This is a genomic window from Aminobacterium colombiense DSM 12261 (assembly GCF_000025885.1).
Classification (GTDB): Bacteria; Synergistota; Synergistia; order Synergistales; family Aminobacteriaceae; genus Aminobacterium; species Aminobacterium colombiense.
This window is the reverse complement of the sequence record NC_014011.1, coordinates 1,297,530-1,317,157: the sequence shown is the minus strand read 5'-3', so window position 1 is coordinate 1,317,157 and position 19,628 is coordinate 1,297,530. Positions and strand designations below refer to the sequence as shown.

Here is a 19,628-nt window from a genome sequence, read left to right as displayed (position 1 = left end):
TGACATCTGAAAATTGCCACATAGCAAGAGAAAGGAGAATTTATATGGATGACACAAAGAAGAAAACATTGGAATTTTTGTCCCCTGTCGAAATTGCTAAAGGAAAAATACAGTATGCCCAGGCAATAAAAGCCGGTAACTGGATTTTTGCGACGGGGCATATGGCTACTGATTTTAAACAGGGACTTTCTCCGGAGGTACACAACCCTCGTCTTCCGAGGTCAGGCAAACCTAAAAATGAAAAGGAAACGGATTTCATTTTCAACAGACTCAAATCCTTGCTTTCTAGTGCGGGAAGCGGCATGTCTAACGTAGTACGAGTAGATCAGTACTATACTACCTGGAAAGCAGTAGACCCATATCATGTTGGGAGGAAAGCGGCCTTTGGTGATTATATTCCTCCAAGCACTTCTATTTTGCAAAAGGGCCTTCTTATTAATAATGCAGATATAGAGGTAGAGATGATCGCGGTTGTTCCCAGCGAGGATTTCTCTGTTGAAGCTATTAACCCACCTGAGATAGATGCGCCGGCCTCTTCCGGATATGCTCCGGCAGTGCGTGCAGGTGACTTTATTTTTGTAGCGGGAATGATGGCGACAAGTGGTAAAGGAAGAAATGAGTGCATACCGCCGGAAGCACGTCCTGTACCTGGTTATCTCTGGCGGGGCAAGCAGATAAAACTAGAGACTGAGTATATTATTAAGCACAGACTAGAGCCAGCATTGCGAGCAAGCGGTTCATCCCTTGGCAATATCGTTAAGGCTCAGGTATATATGCGAGACATAGAAGATTTCCCCGCCTTTAGAGAAGTTTGGAATAAGTATTTCCCTGAAAACCCGCCGGTAACAACACTTATTCCTACAGCTACTCCAGGCTTCGCAATTTCTGAAGCGGCAATAGAAATTACAGTTTTGGCTCTTGCTGATGGCGGAAAAACCAAAAAAGAGATCATCAAGCACGATGTCTTTACAGGATATGAAGATCAGACAGTAGCGATCAGAGCAGGGGATCTTCTCTTTATTACTGGTCTTATGGCCGCTGATGAGAATGGTCTTGCTCCAGGATGCGAGATTGATCCCAGACAGCCCTATTTTGGTTCTTCTGCTCAGTGTCAGATGGAGCATATTCTGAACAACGCAGAAAAGATTTGCCAGGCAGCAGGAACTTCTTTGAAAAATGTGGTCCGCATCCAACAGTTCCACACTGATCTTAACGAATTCTACCCTGCTTACCAGAGTTGGCAAAATTGTTTACCAGGGCAGGCCCTGCCTTTTTCAGCAGTTGAAGTTCCCGCTCCGTTGCCAATTCCCGGGTGCACAATTTTGACTGATCTCTGGGTTTACGCACCGTAATTTTCTGGGGTTTGACAGAACATTTAGATCAAAGTTCTTTTTTATGTTTCCGGGGAGACTTTTCTTCCCGGAAACATTTTTATCGGTAACCATAGAAAAATTTTATGGTGCGGACACGTATTTATATGTACAATCTGACGGAATTTTAGGTTTAAGGGGGGATTGCCTTGAATCTTTTACGGCAAATGTTCATTGTATGCGTCATTTTCTTTATTGGTCAAAGTATTCAGGTCTTATCAGGTATTCCCATTCCTGGAAGTGTTATAGGGATGATACTTTTATTTGCCCTTATGTACTGTAACGTTATTTCTGTTGAATCGTTAAAGGACCTGGCGGACTTTTGCCTGGGAAATCTCGCGTTTTTCTTTGTGCCTGTTGTTGTCGGTGTGGTAGCGGCCAAAGAAAAAATACTTGATGTTGTTCCACAGCTAATTTTCATAATTGTTCTTTCTACGTCTCTTGTTATGGTAGCAACGGGCATAACAGCACAGTACCTTCTTCGAAGAAAAGAGGAAAAGTCCAGTGGCAGTCTTTAAAGAAATATTTCAAACCCCTCTTTTTGCCATAGTTCTTACCATTGGCACTTATCTTTTGGGGTGCTGGATTCGTGACAAAGCAAGATTTGTCCTCTTGCCTCCAGTAGTATTTTCATCTCTAGTGATCGGTATCACTCTGACATTTACTGACTACAGCTATGAAGAATATAGGCGCGGTGGAGATATTATCGCTATGTTGCTTGGTCCGATTACTGTTCTCTTAGCTGTGCCCATATACCGTGAATTGTCACGATTAAAAGCTATTCTGAAACCGATAATGCTTTCTATAGTTGCAGGGGTTCTCACTTCTTTTGTCTGTATTTGGTTTTTATGCTGTTTTTTAAATCTTAACAATGATTTTTTTCTGTCTCTGGTTCCTAAATCTGTGACAGCCCCTATAGGAATCGAAATAGCCCGCATTATTGAGGGTATAGTTCCTGTTACAGTGTTTTCTATTATTATTACGGGAGTAACTGGTGCTATTCTGGCGCCCATCCTTTGTAAAATAGCTGGGATTCATCATCCGATTGCTCGAGGTCTGGCCATTGGGTCTAGTTCTCATGCTATAGGGACGAGCCGGGCTTTCGAGATGGGAGAGACAGAGGGTGCCTTCAGCAGCCTTGCTACAGGCCTTTGTGGCGTTGTTACTGTAATTGTGGTGCCTCTTCTCTTGTGGGTTATTCCATTCTTTAAAATGTTATGAGAAGCGTGATTCTGAAGTGGGAACACCCTTTTGTGGGAAAAGCTCTCTTTTTTCTCCTAGTTTTTTGTAGATTTGGTCAGAGCGTATCAGTTTTAATGGAGAGTTCGGCATAAAGAGTGCGAGTGCAAGGATGAATGTAGCGAGCTCCGCTAATGGAACAGCCATATATATCCCCTTGTTGCCAAGGAAAAGAGGAAGTATATATAGCAGCGTTGCTGGTGCCACGAGACTTCTCGATATGGCGATAAATGCTGAGTGTACCGGCTTTTGCATAGCAGTAAAATATGAAGAAAAGACGATATTGATTCCAATAAGCAAAAAAGCTGGCCAGAAGTGAGCTATAAAATCACGGGCAATGCATATTGTTATTTCTGCTTCTGAGTTTGTAAAAAGCTTAATCATTGAGTTTGGCATCAGAAGTAGAATGCTCACAATAAGGATACCTAAAAAAGTAACTGTTCCGCCTGCTATCCATAAGAACCCCTTGATTCGCTTAGCTTTTCCAGCACCAAAATTTTTACTGATAATTGGCTGTATGGCATCGCTGATACCATAACATGCCATAGAGCCAAGGTAGAGAATGTAGTTGACAATTGTATAAGCTGCAACACCGGCTACCCCTAAACGCCTGATCATGATTCTGTTAAAGAGGAACGTAAGAAATCCAGCTGAAATTTCGTTGGCAAATTCAGAGAACCCGTTATAGGCAGCTCGAATAATTTCTTTCCATGAGCCTCCTCGCATATTAAAGCGCAATTTCCCCTTTTTTTGTAGAAAATGGGAGAACAGCATGCAGAGAAGGGTAATTTGGGAGAATCCTGTTGCGAAAGCAGCTCCCTGTATACCCCAATGTAGTTTTACGACAAAAAGCCAATCAAGGGAAATATTTACTATGGCACCTACTGTCATAGCAACAGCAGCAAGAAGCGGTCTGCCGTCAACTCTTACGAAATATGAAAGACAAATTCCTGTAACTGAAAAAGGGATAAATAGGGTTAAAATTGATGTATAAGTGCGCACAGATGGAGCAATGGCAGGGCTTGCACCCAGGAGTACAACTAATAGGTCAACTCCTATTGTTGCTGTGAAACAGACCCCCACCGCGAAAAGGAGGGTCGCTAGAAGAGTTTTTGTAAAAATGGCCGATGCCGTCTGAACATCGCCGGCTCCGAGATATTTGCCGCAGGAAACTGATCCTCCAATACCCATCATAAACGCCACTCCTCCCACAAAAATGACAAAGGGGAGTGTCAGCGTTACTGTAGCCAAGGCAACCTCGCCATCCATGTTCCCTAGAAAAGCGGCATCGATGGCGCTGGCCGAGGAAACCGCCAGCATTCCTATGACCGTCAGCGAGGAATAGTATAGGAATACCGAGAAAATACTCCCTCGCAGCGGATCGAATGTGTATTTCAATATTTTCTACATCCTTTCTGGGAAATACAAAGAAAAGAAATCTGTTTAGTGGATACAACGCAATTGAATGTAAATATCTATTTCATTATATACAAAAAACTATTATACGTGAAATGTAGAAAAATTCAACCGAAGGCCTTCTACAGGAGGTTAATCGTAGGGTACGCCTAAAAACTTGATAATGCTTTCTACCCTTGCCGCAGGAAATGGAGTTAGAGGGAGTTTTACAAATACAAAAATAGGGGAAAAAATAAAAAGGCAAGAGTGGCAATACATAAGTTGTGCTACTATTATTGCTCATATTAAAGCATAATTTTTATTTATTAAAGGAGGTGGTGCCATGAAAAAGGTTTGTCAAAGTTGTGGAATGCCTCTTGAAGACCCCCTCTCTTCTAGGTTCGGAAAGAAACGGAAGCCTTTCCCATAACTATTGTATTTATTGTTACAGAAACGGGGCTTTTGAGCAGCCGGGTATAACTATAGACGAGATGATAGAAAAGTGTATCCTCTTCATGGTGGCTGAGGGTTTCGATAAAGAAGAAGCACGGCAAATGCTTTCTGAGTTTTTACTAGGGCTCCGCAGGTGGCGAAGTCACTAATCAACAAATAGAACAATAAGTAACATTATCTCTTAATGTTCTGTTATTATACTCATAGTAAAATTATAGCCTTATAGCCTGAAATGGAGGTTTTTTTTAGTGGCTGAGAGTTCCGTAATACTGTTCGCTCTATTTTTTATTTTTATGTTCATCCTTTCAGCTTTTTTTTCAGCAAGCGAGACAGCTTATTCCAGTGTTAATAAAATACGTCTTAAACGGTTTGTAGAAGAGGGACGTAAAGGCTCTAAAAAGGCACTCGACCTTGCAAAGGATTTCAATAAAACGATTTCTGCGATCCTCATTGGCGGGAATATCGTTGATATTGTCATGACCTCTGCGGCGGCAGGCATCCTTTCTGTTTTGATGGGACCTATCGGTGTGGTTTATGCAACACTTCTTATGACTGTTCTCATCATCCTTTTTGGAGAAATCCTTCCCAAGGCTTTTGTGAAGGATAAGGCTGAAAACTTTGCTCTCGGTGCTGCTGCCTGGGTGTATTTTTTTGTTTTTCTTCTTTCTCCCCTTACATGGCTTACAACAAATCTGTCTAATTACTTGCGGGGCAAAAGCAGAACAGCCGCTTTGCCCAGCGTCACACATGATGAATTGTTAAGTATTGTAGAAACCATGGGAGAAGAAGGAGAGTTGCCTGAGGTCGAAAAGGATATTATAGGAAACGCAGTGAATTTCTCTGAGATAGAAGTCTGTGAAATACAGACTCCACGAGTGGACCTGTTTGCGTTAAATGTGAATGAGCCCCTCGAGAATGTAAAAAATCTTATGCTGAAGAATCATTATTCCCGTGTTCCAATATATGAAGGAACCTTCGACAATATCATTGGCATTCTCAACGAAAAAGATTTTCTGAACCATTATATCAATGACAAGCATGTTGACCTTCGTTCTATTATGGCTCCGCCACTGCTGATAGCAGGCAGCGCCACCTTAATGGACGCATTAAAGATGTTGCAAAGAAATAAAGCCCACCTTGCCATTGTTTTAGATGAATATGGCGGTACATCCGGGATTATTACCCTTGAAGATATTTTAGAGGAGCTAGTAGGCGAAATATACGATGAACACGACGATTTCAAGGAATATTATACCCAGGTAGAAGAAAATATCTATCTAGCGAGCGGTGATGCCTACCTGGAAGAACTCTTTGAAAAGTTTCTCCGGATGCCCTACGCCCCTGAAAGTGAATCCAGTACGTTGAGCGGGTGGCTTTTTGAACAGTTCAAGACTTTGCCAGCAGTTGGGGCTGCCCTTGAGTGGGGGCCTCTTCGCTTTGAGGTTGTAAAAGTAATGGGCCAGCGCATAGACAAGGTGCGTATTGTTAAAAATCCCAATTACACTTTTGATGAAGAAGGGGAAGACGATAGCGTTTTAATGTTATGAAAAGGGAGGCAGTATAACGCTGCCTCCCTGCAAAATATTCAGTCCATTTATTCTTCTATGTGGATTGCTTCTACAGGGCACTGATCCGCCGCATCGCGAGTGCAGCCTTCGGATGATTGAGGAACGGGCTCTATTTTTGAAAAAGCCTTGCCATTCTCATCTAGTTCAAAAACAGAATCACACAGAGAAACACATAACCCGCACCCGATGCACATATCTAGATCAACATATGCTTTCATAAGTTTTCCTCCTTTGTGTTATGCTATTTCCCTTAACAAAGTTGCTCTCAGTGTCCTTTATAATATTATTAAAGCATGATTTTTACAATAATATCAAGCGGAAAGGCCAGGTGGGAGCCTTTCCGCTTTCTTGAGGAGAATCAACGGACTGAAGTGTCCATATTGTGAAGTACAATATACTTATCTATCTCACAAGTGCGTAACACGAAATAATAAAAAAGTAACACGTATATATTACAGGTTTCCCGTAAAATGGTCAACTGAAGAATGTTTTTTTGAGGTGATGAAAGTGTTTGATCTGCCATTGATATTTCTTGTAACATCAATACTCCTTCTATTAAGCATATTTTCGAGCAAACTGGCAGAACGGTTTGGTTTCCCCGCTCTTTTGACCTTCCTCGCAATTGGAATGCTGGCTGGCTCTGATGGTCCGGGAGGTATTCAATTCGATAATGCAGCTGCGGCCAACATGGTAGGCAGCGTAGCCCTTGCTTTTATTCTTTTTGCTGGAGGTCTTGACACTCATTGGTATAACATTAAACCGGTATTAGTGAGAGGTGTTGTCATGGCTACTATTGGAGTAGCCTTGTCAGCTATTGTTATGGGGCTCTTTGTTTGCTGCATACTGGGCTTTTCATGGCAAGATGGCTTGCTATTAGGTTCTATAGTGTCTTCAACAGACGCAGCTGCTGTTTTTGCTGTGCTTCGCTCTCGAAGGGTCAGCTTGAGAGACAATCTGCGCTCTCTTTTAGAGTTCGAATCTGGAAGCAACGACCCCATGGCGATTTTTTTAACCCTCGCCGTACTTCAGGTTATTTCTCAAAACACCATGAGCTGGACAGAGCTTCTTCCAAGGTTTGTAGTACAAATGATTTTCGGGGGAGTGGCAGGTTGGTTGTTAGGCAGAGGAGCAGCAAGGCTTATGAACCGGATTCGTCTGGATTACGAAGGGCTCTATCCTGTCCTTGGAGCTAGCATAGTTCTCTTGACCTATGGTCTTATTGAAAAAATGGGCGGAAATGGTTTTTTAGCAGTCTATGTATGTGGTCTTATATTAGGAAATAGCGATTTTATTTATAAAAAAAGCCTGATTCGTTTTCACGATAGCATGGGATGGTTGATGCAGATTATCATGTTTTTAGTTTTAGGGCTGCTCGTTTTTCCCTCCCATTTGCCACGTGTGGCCAAAGATGGGCTTTTGAGCGCGGCTTTTCTAATGGTTGTGGCGCGCCCTGTGGTTACTTATTTGACACTTATTGGAAGTTCCTTTTCTTTTAGCGAGCGAACCCTGGCGGCATGGGCTGGTTTGAGAGGGGCTGTTCCTATCGTTTTAGCAACTTTCCCCCTTCTTTTGGGCCATCCCAAGTCTAATGAGATATTCAATATGGTTTTCTTTATTGTATTAACGTCAGTTTTGCTTCAAGGCATGACTCTCATGCCCCTTGCCCGTTTTTTAAAGGTGGACAAACCCTTAGAGTATCGTCCGAGATACCCTTTGGAATTTGACAAAACCGAAAATGATGTACGAAACGAAACGCGAGAGCTTGATATTCTTCCTGGAACAGCAGTGGTAGGGAAAACTATAGGAGAGTTGCACTTTCCTCCAGGTGCTTTAATTCTCCTCGTGAGAAGAGATAAAAACTTTCTTGTCCCTCGTGGGCAAACTGTATTAGAGCCATATGATACGCTGCTTGTGTTGGGAGAGCCAGAGGCACTGAAGAAGGCACGAGAAGTGATAACAAGACGGGAGATTGACAACGAAAACGAAATATGAAAAAAGCCCGGCTCCTTTATGTCGGGCTCATTTCTATCGCCTCCACGTTGCTGGAACACATAAAATAAGGACGGTGTAAAGTTCTAGTCGCCCCAAGAGCATACAGAAGGATAGAATCCATTTGCCTATATCAGGGATCAGGGCGTAATTCTTAGTTGGCCCGACAATGGCCAATCCCGGGCCGATGTTTCCAAGGGTAGCTGCTACGCTTGATATAGCAGATACTAAGTCTAACCCAAGGCCAGTCATAAGCAGAGTCGCTAAGGTGAAAAGGCCAATATAAAGAAGAAAAAAAGCTGTTATGGAGCCCACTATTTCTTTAGAGAGTGTCCGATCCCCAATTTTGGTATGGATAATGGCTTTGGGATGAAGTAATCTATAAAGTTCTGTATAGGCGTGGCGAACAAGAACCATTATACGTAAGTTTTTGATGCCGCCACTTGTGGATCCTGCACATCCTCCGATAAACATAAGTATAAGAAGCAAAAACTGAGTAAAAATAGGCCAGAGTTCATAATCAGCAGTGACGAAGCCTGTTGTTGTAATAATACTAACGACCTGGAAGGCAGCATATCTTAAAGCTTCAAATATGTTGCTATAAATCCCTTTTCTTAGAAGAAGGATAGTAATAATGAAGGTGCAGCATGTCGTGATAGAAAAATAGACACGAAACTCACCGTCTTTCCACCATGCATCCCATTTCCCTTGAAGAAAATGATAATGAAGGGCAAAGTTACTGCCGGCCAAAAACATAAAAATGGTAATGACCCAGTCGATATAGGCACTTCCATAATGGGCGACGCTTGCATTTTTAGGAGAAAAACCAGCTGTAGCCATGGTTCCGAAAGTGTGGGTCAGAGCATCAAATAGGTTCATTCCTCCAAAGAGTAATAAAATAGACTGCAGTGCAGAAAGAAAAATATAAACCCCCCATAGAAGTAGAGCCGTTTGTTGAATACGAGGTGTCATCTTTTCAGGGATAGGTCCGGGAACTTCAGCTTTATAGAGTTCCATTCCACCCACTCCAATAAAGGGTAAAATAGCAAGGCTGAGAACTATAATTCCCATTCCGCCAAGCCAATGGGTAAGATCACGCCAAAAGAGAATGCCTCTTGGTTCTGCTTCAATATTTGTGAGTATAGAGGCGCCGGTAGTGGTAAATCCCGACATGGCTTCAAAAAAAGCATCAGTAAATGTTGCGGCAGTCCCATTTAAAAGATAAGGAAGACCTCCGATAATCGAGGCTGTAACCCATGAAAGAGTTACAACGGCAAAGGCCTCTCGTATTCCAATGTCTTGAAACGAATCTTGCCTGCCCCATATATAGAGGAAGGCTGCAATTAAAAAACCAATGGCGATTGACACTGAAAAAGCCTTAACATCCGGGGTTCCGTCAAGAAATGCCCAGAAAAGTGGCCAGAACATAAAAATCGAGATCATAGCAGATAGGAGGGCAAGTACCCGTGCCACGAGCCGGAGTTTCATCGTTACTTTACTCCAAGCTTTTCTACTGCCAAGGGCATCATCTCGGAAGAGGCGAATATAGTCACGAGGTCTCCTTCATGTAAAATAGTATTACCGATAGGGACGAAGACCTCCCTGCCACGGCGTACAAGGGCAAAGAGCATTCCTTTAGGCAGATTCATTTCTGCCAATGAAAGACCAGAAAGCGAGCTTCCTGCTGGAAGATGAGCCTCAAGCATTTCTGCGTCAACCTTATCGAGAAGTGAAAGCGTACCTGCTCCTGAGGGGTATCGAACGTAGCTCATAATTACGGATGCGAGAGCCTGGTTAGGATTTACCATGGAGTCCACCGAGATGTAATTATCAAGGCGCATATACATTTGTTTTCGGACGACGGCTATGGTTTTTTTAGCCCCCAATGCTTTTCCAACAACTCCTAAAAGAATGTTGGCTTCATCGCTTTCGGTTGCGGTAACGAGGCCATCCGCTTCTTCTATACCTTCCTGTCTGAGGAGCGTTTCATCGGCGCCATCTCCGCACAACACAAGGGTGCGCTGCAATTCGGTGGCTATGCGTTCGCACTTTTCTTTGTTATGGTCAACAAGATGGATGTCCACATTTCTATATTGGGATTCGAGACGATGTGCAACCTGAAATCCCAGCTTTCCTCCGCCGATTATAAACACCCGGCGAAGGGGAGTACTCTTTTTTCCTGTAAAAACTTCTTCCAGCTTCCAAACCTGGTCTTTTCTTGTGACTGTGAAACACAGATCTCCTTCTTGTAAAATATTGTCGCCATATGGCACAAAACCCTTGCCATTACGCTTCACGTACACAATGATAGCTGTAACATGAGGGTATCGAACACGGAGCTGTTTCAAACTAGCACCTGCGAGAGGTGATTTAAGGGCAATGGGGAATGCGTAAATGCCGGCGACCCCTTCGAGAAGTTCTGCTGTTTCCACTGCAGAACTGACTGTAAGAAGCTCTATGATTTGGCGTGAAACAGATCTTTCTGGAGAGCTCATTACGTCAATTCCCAAGTCTCGTGCCCACGTTGGGCTGTCTGTGTACTCCAATCCCCGCGCTCTCGAAATAACTCGTTTTACGCCTGCCCTTTTGGCGATCCAGCAAGCCATAATATTCACTTCATCGCGATTGGTACACGCAACAAGAATATCTACAGAACAACCAGCAACTACACCGGCTTCTTCTAGTACGGAAGGACGGGAACCATTCCCTCGTATCGTGATAACATCAAGCTCATTGTCTACTTTTAGTGCTCTTTCTTCGTCTTCTTCTATAACAGTAATACCATGACCTTCAGTGGAGAGGCTTTTCGCAACGTGATACCCAACTTCTCCTGCTCCTACTATAACTATACGCATAAAATAATCCCTGCTTCCAAAATATTCTGAGTACCCCCAAGCCATACTATCAAAGCTTTGAAGAAACGCAACCATTATAAAGCTGACCTTCAAGGTCAGCTTTATAACAACGTATAATATCGCTTGTCAGGTTTAATGCCAATACCTCTTAGGTTGTTTTTAGGTAGGAATGAGCCAATAGGAATATTCGGGAACCATGCCCTCAAATACACGGAGAACCCTCTCTGTAGCATTTTTACCCGCATGTTTTGAAAAAAGATTCCCCATATCGCTTATTGTGCTTCGCAAAAGCTGTTCAGAATAGAGAAGAGCCTGGAGTCTTCTGAAGAGAAGAGCTGCAAGCCGTCCTATTTTTTCAAGAGGAAGTTTTCCATAGAGAATATACAAATTGCGAAGAGCTCCACTTAACCATGATGGATCTTGATGTTTTGTGCCTTTACTTAGAATGGCTTCGATAACCGTTGTCTTCACGCTGTCAAAAGGAGCTTTCAGATATTCATTAACCTGAGGGAAAACGAATCCTGCCAAATAATAAACCGATGCCACAGAGAGCATCTCAAGAGTAGTTTTTTGTCTTTTACTTTGAGAAGAGTCGAGAATTAAACCTAAAGGTACACATCTTGTTTGCTGGTGGAGCAGCGATGAACTGGCAAAAATGCGCCCATGCAGTGATGCCATATGGGCAGTTGTCCACCCCGTGTTATTTTCCTTGATATGCCAAAAAAGCTCATTAGATTCAGGAATGTCAAGATAAATGCTGGCATAATGCCCCCATTTCCATGAAGGCACAGAATCCCAGGGTAAGTGGGGCGCAGACTCTCTGGTAGAAGCGGTAACGATTTCTTGTTGCGATATTTTCATGAATTGACGTTCGGGGAGAGTGTCATATAAATAAGGGAAAGCTGTTTCGCCCATTGCTGAGAGCACTAAATGCCATCGTCGAGCTCCTTCTTCAGGTGTTTCGCGACTTTCCGGATTTGTCAGCAGCGTGCAATGAAAAAGAGTGGTTATAATTTGTTTCCAATTAATAGGGGGTTCACAAACAGAAGAAACAGATGGGAGGCCTAATTCCTGGCCAAGGGATGGAAGCCATACTGTTGCATCGTGAATTACCGATTCTACTATATCTTGGCGTAACAAAAAATCTATCCTGGAGCTTAGATCAAGAGCCTTCTTTACCAAATCTGGAGGGTATTTGGAATAAAGCACTCTTACACTCACCTCCGTTACAGCACTTTATAGTGCGCTTATACTATGCCATATTTTTAGCAGAAAGAGAAGAGAGACAGATTGGATTTATATCGTATCATGTATTTTTTCGCCTTTTTTGTGATAGCTACCTATAGGGTTGGCCTGGCAGCGCTAATCCTGTTGTCATTGTTAATACTATTCCTATCTGGATTGCCCTTTATTGCTTACATATACCTCTCACTGTTATAGTATGGCAGCGGTTCTTTTGTAGTTATTGGTCCTGATAAAAGGTCATCCTTTTACAGGATTTCCTTTTTCCACATGGGGGGCTTTGCGAGGAATGGCTCTTATCCCCCAAATTCTTGGGCATAGCTGCTATAATTGGACGTTACGTTACCTCAACCCAGGGAGCGTTTCTGTCGCGCTTTTAGGGGAATCTCTTAGGAGCTCATTTTTAGCTTGGCTTTTGTGGAGAGAAAACATCCACACAATCACCATAATTGGTGGTATTCTTATTTTGTTGGGAATGAAACAATAAGTTTAGATTAGAACTGTTCGATTCAGAGCAGATACGACTTTTAAAAAGGGGCGAAGCGATGCATTATCGTACAATTTTTGTTTCTGACGTTCATCTTGGATCTAAATGGAGCAAAGTCGACCAGTTAGCGGCCTTCCTTTCCTCTTCTTTTTGTGACCGCCTTTATTTAGTGGGGGACATTATAGATGGCTGGAAATTCAGACACGAAGCCTTAAAAACTCGTTCTTCCCACTATATTCTCCAGTTGCTTCTTAAACTGTCTGAAAAAACAGAGGTCTTCTATATCCCTGGGAACCATGATGATTTTCTTAAGGAATTTAGCGGACGAACTCTTGGTGGGATACATATCCTTGAAAGAGTTTTTCATACAGCTGCGGATGGACGACGATATTTGATTACCCATGGAGACGAATTTGACATTGTATCAAAATATACACAATGGTTGGCAAGAATTGGGGACGCAGCTTACGAAACATCACTTTGGTTGAATGATGGCCTTAGCCGCTTGTTTCTTTCTGATAATTCAAAATGGTCGCTATCGAGAAGGGCAAAAAGGACAGTAAAGGAATTTGTAAAGTACATAAGCGGATACGAAAGAAAGATCACGGAAACCGCAGAGAAATATAATGTGGAAGGCATTATTTGCGGACATATCCATCGCCCTGTCATGAAGAAGATTGGAGCCCTTCTTTACTGCAATACTGGAGACTGGCTTGAAAGCTGTTCTGCTGTTGTCGAAACACAGGATGGAAGTATCAAACCCCTTTTGTGGCAACAGATACGAAGTCAGGCTCAAACCCTTTTTGATGGGAATGGCAATCTCGGGTTGCCAGCGTTTCCCTTTACAGAGATACCCTTGCCCTTTTTAAGCTGTAAAAGTCGTTAAATTTATGTACAATGCCTCTAGAGGCTATTCATGATTTTTTTGCTTTTGACATGAATGGTGCCGAAACGGAGGAAAGGATTGACGCATTACTATGACACCGTGGCAGCTGTTTAAAATGTTTTTTAAAATTAGTTCCGTAACATTTGGAGGCGGCGTAGTTATCCTTGGCATGGCAGAAACTGAAGTTCGCAAACGAGGTGACATGTCTGAACAGGATTTATTGGACATAGTGAGCCTATCCGCGGCAATGCCAGGGCCTATAGCTGTATCATCCTCTTTTCTTATAGGGAAGCATTATAGTGGTATTAGGGGCGCGTTCATGGCAGTTTTAGGGGTTTTAGTTCCTCCTTTTACTATTATTTTGCTCCTTTCGAACCTTGTGTTGAAGTATCACAACTCCCCTGCATTAAAGGCTTTTTTCCTTGGCGTTATTTGTGCAGTAGCTGCGCTATTGGTCAATGTTGTAGTCCGACAACTGAAATCCATTCTTCTTCCTGATCTCTTGAATTTAGTCCCCTATGCCTTCGTTATCCTTTTAATGGTCTTCTTTAATATCCACCCACTTTTTGCTGTGGCTGGGGGGGTAGCCATTCAATGGCTTAGAAAGGAGAAAAAGTCGTGAAGCTTCTATTGCTCGCCCTGGCCTTTGCCCGTATTGGGATAGGGGCCTTTGGTGGCGGTATTTCAACCATCCCTCTTATAGAGCATGAACTTGTCATGAATTATGGCTGGTTGACTCTCGAAGAGTTCAATCAGGTTTTGGCCTTAGCCCAGGTCACTCCAGGACCTATTGCCATCAATGCCGCGACCTTCGTAGGATATCATCAGGCTGGTGTTTTAGGTTCTCTTATAGCAACTCTTTCTGTTGCTTCAGCGCCTCTTCTTATCTTGTTTTTAGTTCTTCTCATGATGAAGAAAAGTTCCGACGAGAAAGTTGATCATTTTAAAAGATCGTTGCGTCCAGCAGTGGGAGCTCTATTGACTCTTGCAGTGGTTCCTCTTTTAAAAACCGCTCTTTCCCAGTGGCAGACGGCCGCTCTGTTTTGTTTGGGCCTTGTTCTTTTTCAGCTTCGTATATTTAAAAATAACCCCCCTCTTCTTTTTATACTCTTTGGTCTGGCCGGACTTCTTATTTTTCAATAAGATTTAGGAGCCGCATCTGTCCCTGGATAACTGACAAAGGGGAGATACTAATGACACAAAAGCTAAAGAAGCATCGCCGTTCTGACAAGGCGGGGCTTCCGCCTGGGAGCCTTATCCATGTTGGAGAGAAAAAAATGGGTGATGTTGCGTTGCATTTGATGCGATATGGTGTGGATGTTTTAGATGAGAGGTCTTTATCCGACTTTCATGATTATGAAAGAAAAGATTCAGCAGGGGTAATAGACTGGCTTGATGTAGTGGGGCTTCATGAAGCGCCACTTATCGAAGAGATTGGCGAAACTTTTTCTATCCACCCGCTTGTTCTTGAAGATATTCTTAATACAGAGCAACGACCCAAAACAGACGAATATGAAGATTTTTTGTATGTCGTTCTTAAGATGCTCGACATTGATGAGCAAACAGGAGACCTCACCATAGAACAAGTTAGCTTCATACTGAAAGATAATCTCGTAATATCCTTTCAAGAGCGTATTGGGGATGTTTTTGAACCCGTCCGGGAACGAATACGTAGTACAGCAGGGCGCTTTAGACGTCTTGGTGCCGATTACCTTCTTTATGCCCTCATGGACTCAGTTGTTGACCGTTATTTTGTTATTTTGGAACGTCTGGGAGAGCAGATAGAGGATACAGAAGACCTTCTGCTAGCTCATCCTGACCAGGAAACGGTTCGTTCAATTTATAAAATGAAACGGGAACTTTTGATATTAAGACATGCCGTATGGCCTCTCCGGGAAGCTGTAAATACTATTCGTAAAACTGAAAGCTCCCTTATCCAGCTCCAAACCCGAACCTATTTCGGTGATCTTTACGATCATGTCATTCAAAACATAGACACTGTGGAAAATTTCAGAGAAACAGTTTCTGGAATGCTTGACCTCTATCTTTCCTCCTTAAGCAACCGTATGAACGATGTGATGAAAGTTCTTACGGTCATTGCCACTCTCTTTATTCCCCTAACCTTTATAGTAGGTATCTATGGGATGAATTTTAAATACATGCCAGAACTTGAGTGGAAATTGGGATACCCATTCGTATGGGTAATAATGGGCTTTATTGCTTTTGCCATGATCTATTTGTTTAAGAGAAAGAAGTGGTTATGAATCTATGGGGAGCTATCGATAGAGTTCTTTCTCCGGCAGAAGTTTCACTATGGCTGGTGGTTGGTTAGCTGATTATCACCGCGCGTATCTTTGCGGCTAATACCCCGGCATGAACCACATGCTTGCATCACGAGAAGAAGATAATTCTTAGGAGGGATGGGTATGAACCAATATAAAAAAATTGCGGAATGTCTGGGCAGCGCTCATCACCTCGTTATTTTTTCAGGTGCGGGGATGAGCACCTCATCGGGTTTGCCTGATTTCAGATCTTCCCAGGGGCTATGGTCTCGTTATAACCCAATGGCATTGGCGTCTATAGACGCGATGGAAAACAATAGAGAAGCCTTTCTGGATTTTTACCGATATCGTATCAATGCTTTGAAGAATGCCTCGCCGAATCTTGGTCACTGCATATTGTCAAAGTGGGAAGAAGAAAACCTTCTCCAAGGCATAATAACCCAGAATGTTGACGGGTTTCACCAGGAAGCTGGCTGTAGGAATGTTGTAGAGCTCCATGGCACCCTTAGGAAAGCGAGGTGTAGCCGCTGTAAAAATGAATTTCCTTCTGAGCTCTTATTAACAGAAGAGCTTTGCCCGGACTGCAAGGGCATCCTTCGCCCAGGAGTGGTCCTTTTTGGTGAAATGTTGCCCGATACTCCTATGAAGCGGGCTCATGAACTTTCATTAAAAAGTGATGTATTTATGGTTCTGGGATCATCCTTAAATGTTTCACCTGCTAATTTTTTCCCTTTAGAGGCCCATGAGGCAGGAGCTAAACTTATTATTCTCAACAGAGAACCCACCCAATATGACTCTATGGCATCTTTTGTAGTTCGTGAAAACCTTGTGGATGCTTTAGAAAGAATTCAACAGATAATGCATAGAGAGGGGGGCCATTAAGTGATTAACGTCATTAGAAAAGGAGCTCCGATGCTTGTTCTTAAAGGAGATAAAGTGCGGATTGTACAATGGCTTCAACAAAATTTCGATGTTGAACTTTTTTCCGCTAATGAAAGATCCTTTGAAGAAACACTGGCATCTGTTGAAGAGAGCAGGGCAGTTTTGCTTGTCAGCGATTTGAAGGTTTGCACCGAGACTCTCCCAGTTGTTCTAGTTACCATGAATCACCCCGACAAAATACTGGAGCGTATTATTAACGAAAAAGCTACAGATGTATTTGAATATGTAGAACGATTGCCCAGGGTCATTTTCTTTAGAGTATTTGGTGACTATCGCACAGTGTTAAAGGAAATTCAGAATGACTTTGGCGGCCGGTGTGAGCAGGTATCTTCAGATCTAATTTTTCTTTCAGAGACTAGCGGCGTTCCTGTTTGTTTTACAGAAAAGTCTTTAAAACATGGTTTGGCATTTAAAGAGGGAGATCTTTTTGAAGAAGCTCTTTTTATAGACATGCCCTTTGAAGAGCTCTTTAAACGGCTGAACAACAGAGCTTTTCACTATTTCAATGCTGGTCTGGGCAGCCGCGATTGGAACGTCATGGAAATTCGAGTTTATGATGCAAACAAGCAGTACTGGCTTCACTCTCGACGACTAAGGCTGACTTTGGAAGGACTGGAAGTCAGCATTACCATCGGAGAGGGATGGGGCAAAGATTATGCGCACATTCTCATGCCTGTACCGGTCTATTGCATACGCATATTGACCTTCCTTGACTCAGGAATGGTAAAAAGGGCCCTCATGGGGCTTGAATATACAGAAACAGGAGAGCGGTTTGTCGACCTCGATCTTTACTTCAACAGGAAAAAAATATCGTGGGGAGAGATTCCAGGGGGGGAAGACGTGCCTAGAAGTGAACGGGAAAGACCGCGGACAGCCCTGGCAATGGCATTTAGAAAAGAGGTAATGACGGCTCTCGACGAAGAAGAGCGTTTGGAAATACAAAACATTGAGCGGGCGATTCTTGAGAAACTACCCAAAAAGGACGATGAGTGATTATAATATTCTATTCCAAATATTTTTTGAGGAGAGGTTTTTTTGACGCATTCCTTTTTACCAGTATCGCAAAAAGATATGGAGCAAAGAGACTGGGACATCCTTGATTTCCTTTTCATAAGTGCTGATGCCTATGTAGATCATCCTAGTTTCGGCCATGCTATTATAACGCGCATCCTTGATAATGCAGGCTTTAAGGTAGGTATTATACCGCAGCCAGAGTGGCGTGACACGAAGGACTTCGCCAGGTTGGGACGCCCTCGATTGGGGGTGCTTGTTTCAGCTGGCAACCTTGACTCAATGCTGAACAAACTGACAGCTTCTAAAAAAAGCAGAAGCACGGACAGTTATTCCCCTGGAGGAAAGGCTGGGCAGCGCCCAGACCGAGCGACTATAGCCTACTGCAATCGTATTCGTGAACTTTGGGGAAACATCCCTCTTATAATCGGCGGGATAGAAGCGAGTTTGCGCCGGTTTGCCCACTATGATTACTGGTCAGATGCTGTTCGTCGTTCCATCCTTATTGATAGCCAGGCTGATTTGCTGGTGTATGGAATGGGAGAGAAGCAGATCATCCAGATCGCAGAGTTATTGAAAAAGGGGATACCGGTTTCAGAAATACGGGATATACATGGAACTTGCTATAAAAACCAGAGTATTGAAAGACTTTGGAATTATGAAGAATGTCCTTCTTTCGAATCTGTTGTGAGTGATAAGGCGGCCTTTGCTGAAGCTTTTCGCATTCAGTACATTGAACAGGATCCAGTGAGAGGGAAAACGGTAGTACAGCGCCATGATACTTTCTACGTTATTCAGAATCCACCGGCTGCACCCTTGAGCACATCAGAGCTTGATTCTGTTTATCAGCTTCCCTACACACGCACATGGCATCCCATGTATGAAAAGGACGGAGGAGTGCCAGCTCTCAAGGAAGTGGAGTTCAGCCTCACTACTCACCGAGGATGTTTTGGAAGCTGTGCTTTTTGCGCCATAACGTCTCATCAGGGCCGAATAATTCAGAGTCGTTCAGAAGAATCTATCATGGACGAGGCCATCCTCCTGACGAAGCTCCCTGGTTTTAAGGGATACATTCACGATGTTGGGGGGCCCACTGCGAATTTCAACCGACCGTCGTGCGATGATCAGCTCCTGCGAGGAACATGTAAGAACAAACAGTGCATTGGCCCTGTTCCATGCGGGAACTTGCGTGTAGACCATGAAGGCTACTTAGAGCTATTGCACGAGCTTAGAACGTTACCAGGTGTCAAAAAGGTCTTTATACGATCTGGAATTCGCTTCGATTACCTTCTAGCGGATAAAAAGAGCAGTAGACGCTTTCTCGAGGAGCTTTGCAGGTATCACGTAAGTGGCCAGTTAAAAGTGGCTCCGGAGCATGTTTCTGAGAATGTGCTCGCGTTAATGGGCAAATCAGGGAAACATGTATATGAACAATTTATGAAGGAATACGAGAATATGAATAAGAAACTGGGGAAAAAACAGTATCTTGTGCCATATTTTATTTCCAGCCATCCCGGGGCTGGTTTGAAAGAAGCAATAGAACTGGCAGAATTTGTTCGAGATCTGAACTTCATGCCTGAACAGGTTCAGGATTTTATCCCAACCCCCGGAAGCCTGGCAACCTGCATGTATTACACAGGAATCAACCCATTAACAAAGGAAGCGGTGTATGTACCTAAAAGCAGCCATGAAAGAAAATTGCAAAGGGCGTTGTTGCAATATCGTAACCCTTCTAACCATCGTTTTGTGCGAGAAGCATTAAAGATTGCCGGTCGTGAAGATCTTATAGGCTGGGGCGAAAAATGTCTTGTCCCGCCAGAAAAAAAAGAATCAAGAGAAAGACAAGAAAGGCGCGAGAAAGGCAAGTCTAAGAGGAGGCACTAGAGAGATGAAGAGATTTTCCTTTCTT

Annotated in this window: 19 protein-coding genes; 14 read left to right on the top strand and 5 right to left on the bottom strand. The window is 43.2% G+C overall.

The window, feature by feature from the left end:
• Nucleotides 1-44 precede the first annotated feature (44 nt).
• The 3 genes from AMICO_RS06605 to AMICO_RS06595 all read left to right on the top strand — a co-directional run bounded on the left by AMICO_RS06605 (nucleotide 45) and on the right by AMICO_RS06595 (nucleotide 2,591).
• Nucleotides 45-1,352, top strand: coding sequence for a RidA family protein (locus AMICO_RS06605; RefSeq protein WP_013048678.1), 1,308 nt, complete (start codon nucleotides 45-47; stop codon nucleotides 1,350-1,352).
• 167 nt (nucleotides 1,353-1,519) lie between these two features.
• Nucleotides 1,520-1,888 carry a CidA/LrgA family protein gene (locus AMICO_RS06600; RefSeq protein WP_013048677.1) on the top strand — a complete coding sequence of 123 codons (369 nt, stop codon included), beginning with the start codon at nucleotides 1,520-1,522 and terminating at the stop codon, nucleotides 1,886-1,888.
• The gene (locus tag AMICO_RS06595; protein WP_013048676.1) at nucleotides 1,875-2,591 is read left to right on the top strand and encodes an LrgB family protein; all 717 of its coding nucleotides are present in this window, start codon (nucleotides 1,875-1,877) and stop codon (nucleotides 2,589-2,591) included. The genes AMICO_RS06600 and AMICO_RS06595 overlap by 14 nt, the downstream gene beginning before the upstream one ends.
• Here the strand turns inward: AMICO_RS06595 and AMICO_RS06590 are convergent.
• Complete coding sequence (locus AMICO_RS06590) at nucleotides 2,586-4,007, bottom strand: MATE family efflux transporter (protein ID WP_013048675.1); 1,422 nt, start codon at nucleotides 4,005-4,007, stop codon at nucleotides 2,586-2,588. The two genes, AMICO_RS06595 and AMICO_RS06590, sit on opposite strands and share 6 nt — an antisense overlap.
• A gap of 362 nt (nucleotides 4,008-4,369) precedes the next feature.
• On the opposite strand from AMICO_RS06590, the gene AMICO_RS06585 reads away from it, so the two are divergent.
• Nucleotides 4,370-4,606: a zinc ribbon domain-containing protein gene (locus tag AMICO_RS06585; RefSeq protein ID WP_052292813.1), complete on the top strand. Its 237-nt coding sequence runs from the start codon at nucleotides 4,370-4,372 to the stop codon at nucleotides 4,604-4,606.
• A 99-nt stretch (nucleotides 4,607-4,705) separates the two neighbouring features.
• Nucleotides 4,706-6,004: a hemolysin family protein gene (locus AMICO_RS06580; protein WP_013048674.1), complete on the top strand. Its 1,299-nt coding sequence runs from the start codon at nucleotides 4,706-4,708 to the stop codon at nucleotides 6,002-6,004.
• Nucleotides 6,005-6,051: 47 nt separating this feature from the next.
• On the opposite strand, the gene AMICO_RS06575 is transcribed toward AMICO_RS06580, so the two are convergent.
• A complete protein-coding gene (locus AMICO_RS06575; protein WP_013048673.1) occupies nucleotides 6,052-6,243 on the bottom strand; it encodes a ferredoxin in 192 nt (63 codons plus the stop codon).
• Nucleotides 6,244-6,526: 283 nt separating this feature from the next.
• On the opposite strand from AMICO_RS06575, the gene AMICO_RS06570 reads away from it, so the two are divergent.
• The gene (locus tag AMICO_RS06570; RefSeq protein WP_041459367.1) at nucleotides 6,527-8,017 is read left to right on the top strand and encodes a potassium/proton antiporter; all 1,491 of its coding nucleotides are present in this window, start codon (nucleotides 6,527-6,529) and stop codon (nucleotides 8,015-8,017) included.
• 33 nt (nucleotides 8,018-8,050) lie between these two features.
• Here the strand turns inward: AMICO_RS06570 and AMICO_RS06565 are convergent, their stop codons facing one another.
• The 3 genes from AMICO_RS06565 to AMICO_RS06555 form a co-directional block, all read right to left on the bottom strand.
• Nucleotides 8,051-9,502, bottom strand: a complete 1,452-nt coding sequence (locus tag AMICO_RS06565) for a TrkH family potassium uptake protein (protein WP_013048671.1) — start codon at nucleotides 9,500-9,502, stop codon at nucleotides 8,051-8,053.
• Nucleotides 9,503-9,504: 2 nt separating this feature from the next.
• Nucleotides 9,505-10,869 (bottom strand): Trk system potassium transporter TrkA, encoded by a 1,365-nt coding sequence (gene trkA, locus AMICO_RS06560; protein WP_013048670.1) that lies wholly within the window; start codon nucleotides 10,867-10,869, stop codon nucleotides 9,505-9,507.
• 159 nt (nucleotides 10,870-11,028) lie between these two features.
• Entirely contained in the window at nucleotides 11,029-12,078 is a 1,050-nt protein-coding gene (locus AMICO_RS06555) for a hypothetical protein (RefSeq protein WP_013048669.1), read from the bottom strand.
• A 256-nt stretch (nucleotides 12,079-12,334) separates the two neighbouring features.
• On the opposite strand from AMICO_RS06555, the gene AMICO_RS10420 reads away from it, so the two are divergent.
• From AMICO_RS10420 to AMICO_RS06515, 8 genes are all read left to right on the top strand, one after another.
• The gene (locus tag AMICO_RS10420) at nucleotides 12,335-12,598 is read left to right on the top strand and encodes an EamA family transporter (RefSeq protein WP_083775790.1); all 264 of its coding nucleotides are present in this window, start codon (nucleotides 12,335-12,337) and stop codon (nucleotides 12,596-12,598) included.
• 58 nt (nucleotides 12,599-12,656) lie between these two features.
• Entirely contained in the window at nucleotides 12,657-13,484 is an 828-nt protein-coding gene (locus tag AMICO_RS06545) for a UDP-2,3-diacylglucosamine diphosphatase (RefSeq protein WP_013048668.1), read from the top strand.
• Between the two features lie 91 nt (nucleotides 13,485-13,575).
• Nucleotides 13,576-14,106 (top strand): chromate transporter, encoded by a 531-nt coding sequence (locus AMICO_RS06540; RefSeq protein ID WP_013048667.1) that lies wholly within the window; start codon nucleotides 13,576-13,578, stop codon nucleotides 14,104-14,106.
• Complete coding sequence (locus AMICO_RS06535) at nucleotides 14,103-14,627, top strand: chromate transporter (protein WP_013048666.1); 525 nt, start codon at nucleotides 14,103-14,105, stop codon at nucleotides 14,625-14,627. Before AMICO_RS06540 ends, AMICO_RS06535 begins: the two co-directional genes overlap by 4 nt.
• Before the next feature lie 50 nt (nucleotides 14,628-14,677).
• The gene (gene corA / locus AMICO_RS06530) at nucleotides 14,678-15,748 is read left to right on the top strand and encodes a magnesium/cobalt transporter CorA (protein ID WP_013048665.1); all 1,071 of its coding nucleotides are present in this window, start codon (nucleotides 14,678-14,680) and stop codon (nucleotides 15,746-15,748) included.
• Between the two features lie 162 nt (nucleotides 15,749-15,910).
• Nucleotides 15,911-16,648: an SIR2 family NAD-dependent protein deacylase gene (locus AMICO_RS06525; protein WP_013048664.1), complete on the top strand. Its 738-nt coding sequence runs from the start codon at nucleotides 15,911-15,913 to the stop codon at nucleotides 16,646-16,648.
• Entirely contained in the window at nucleotides 16,649-17,701 is a 1,053-nt protein-coding gene (locus tag AMICO_RS06520) for a hypothetical protein (RefSeq protein WP_041459365.1), read from the top strand.
• 42 nt (nucleotides 17,702-17,743) lie between these two features.
• Nucleotides 17,744-19,603 carry a YgiQ family radical SAM protein gene (locus AMICO_RS06515; RefSeq protein WP_013048662.1) on the top strand — a complete coding sequence of 620 codons (1,860 nt, stop codon included), beginning with the start codon at nucleotides 17,744-17,746 and terminating at the stop codon, nucleotides 19,601-19,603.
• The last annotated feature ends 25 nt before the right edge of the window (nucleotides 19,604-19,628 follow it).

What these genes read in the sequence shown, in the direction of transcription:
- AMICO_RS06540 (WP_013048667.1), top strand. Translation starts at nt 13,576, where the DNA reads ATGACACCGTGGCAGCTGTTTAAAATGTTTTTTAAAATTAGTTCCGTA.
- trkA (WP_013048670.1), bottom strand. Translation starts at nt 10,869, where the DNA reads ATGCGTATAGTTATAGTAGGAGCAGGAGAAGTTGGGTATCACGTTGCG.
- corA (WP_013048665.1), top strand. Translation starts at nt 14,678, where the DNA reads ATGACACAAAAGCTAAAGAAGCATCGCCGTTCTGACAAGGCGGGGCTT.
- AMICO_RS06605 (WP_013048678.1), top strand. Translation starts at nt 45, where the DNA reads ATGGATGACACAAAGAAGAAAACATTGGAATTTTTGTCCCCTGTCGAA.
- AMICO_RS06565 (WP_013048671.1), bottom strand. Translation starts at nt 9,502, where the DNA reads ATGAAACTCCGGCTCGTGGCACGGGTACTTGCCCTCCTATCTGCTATG.
- AMICO_RS06570 (WP_041459367.1), top strand. Translation starts at nt 6,527, where the DNA reads ATGAAAGTGTTTGATCTGCCATTGATATTTCTTGTAACATCAATACTC.
- AMICO_RS06525 (WP_013048664.1), top strand. Translation starts at nt 15,911, where the DNA reads ATGAACCAATATAAAAAAATTGCGGAATGTCTGGGCAGCGCTCATCAC.
- AMICO_RS06545 (WP_013048668.1), top strand. Translation starts at nt 12,657, where the DNA reads ATGCATTATCGTACAATTTTTGTTTCTGACGTTCATCTTGGATCTAAA.
- AMICO_RS06575 (WP_013048673.1), bottom strand. Translation starts at nt 6,243, where the DNA reads ATGAAAGCATATGTTGATCTAGATATGTGCATCGGGTGCGGGTTATGT.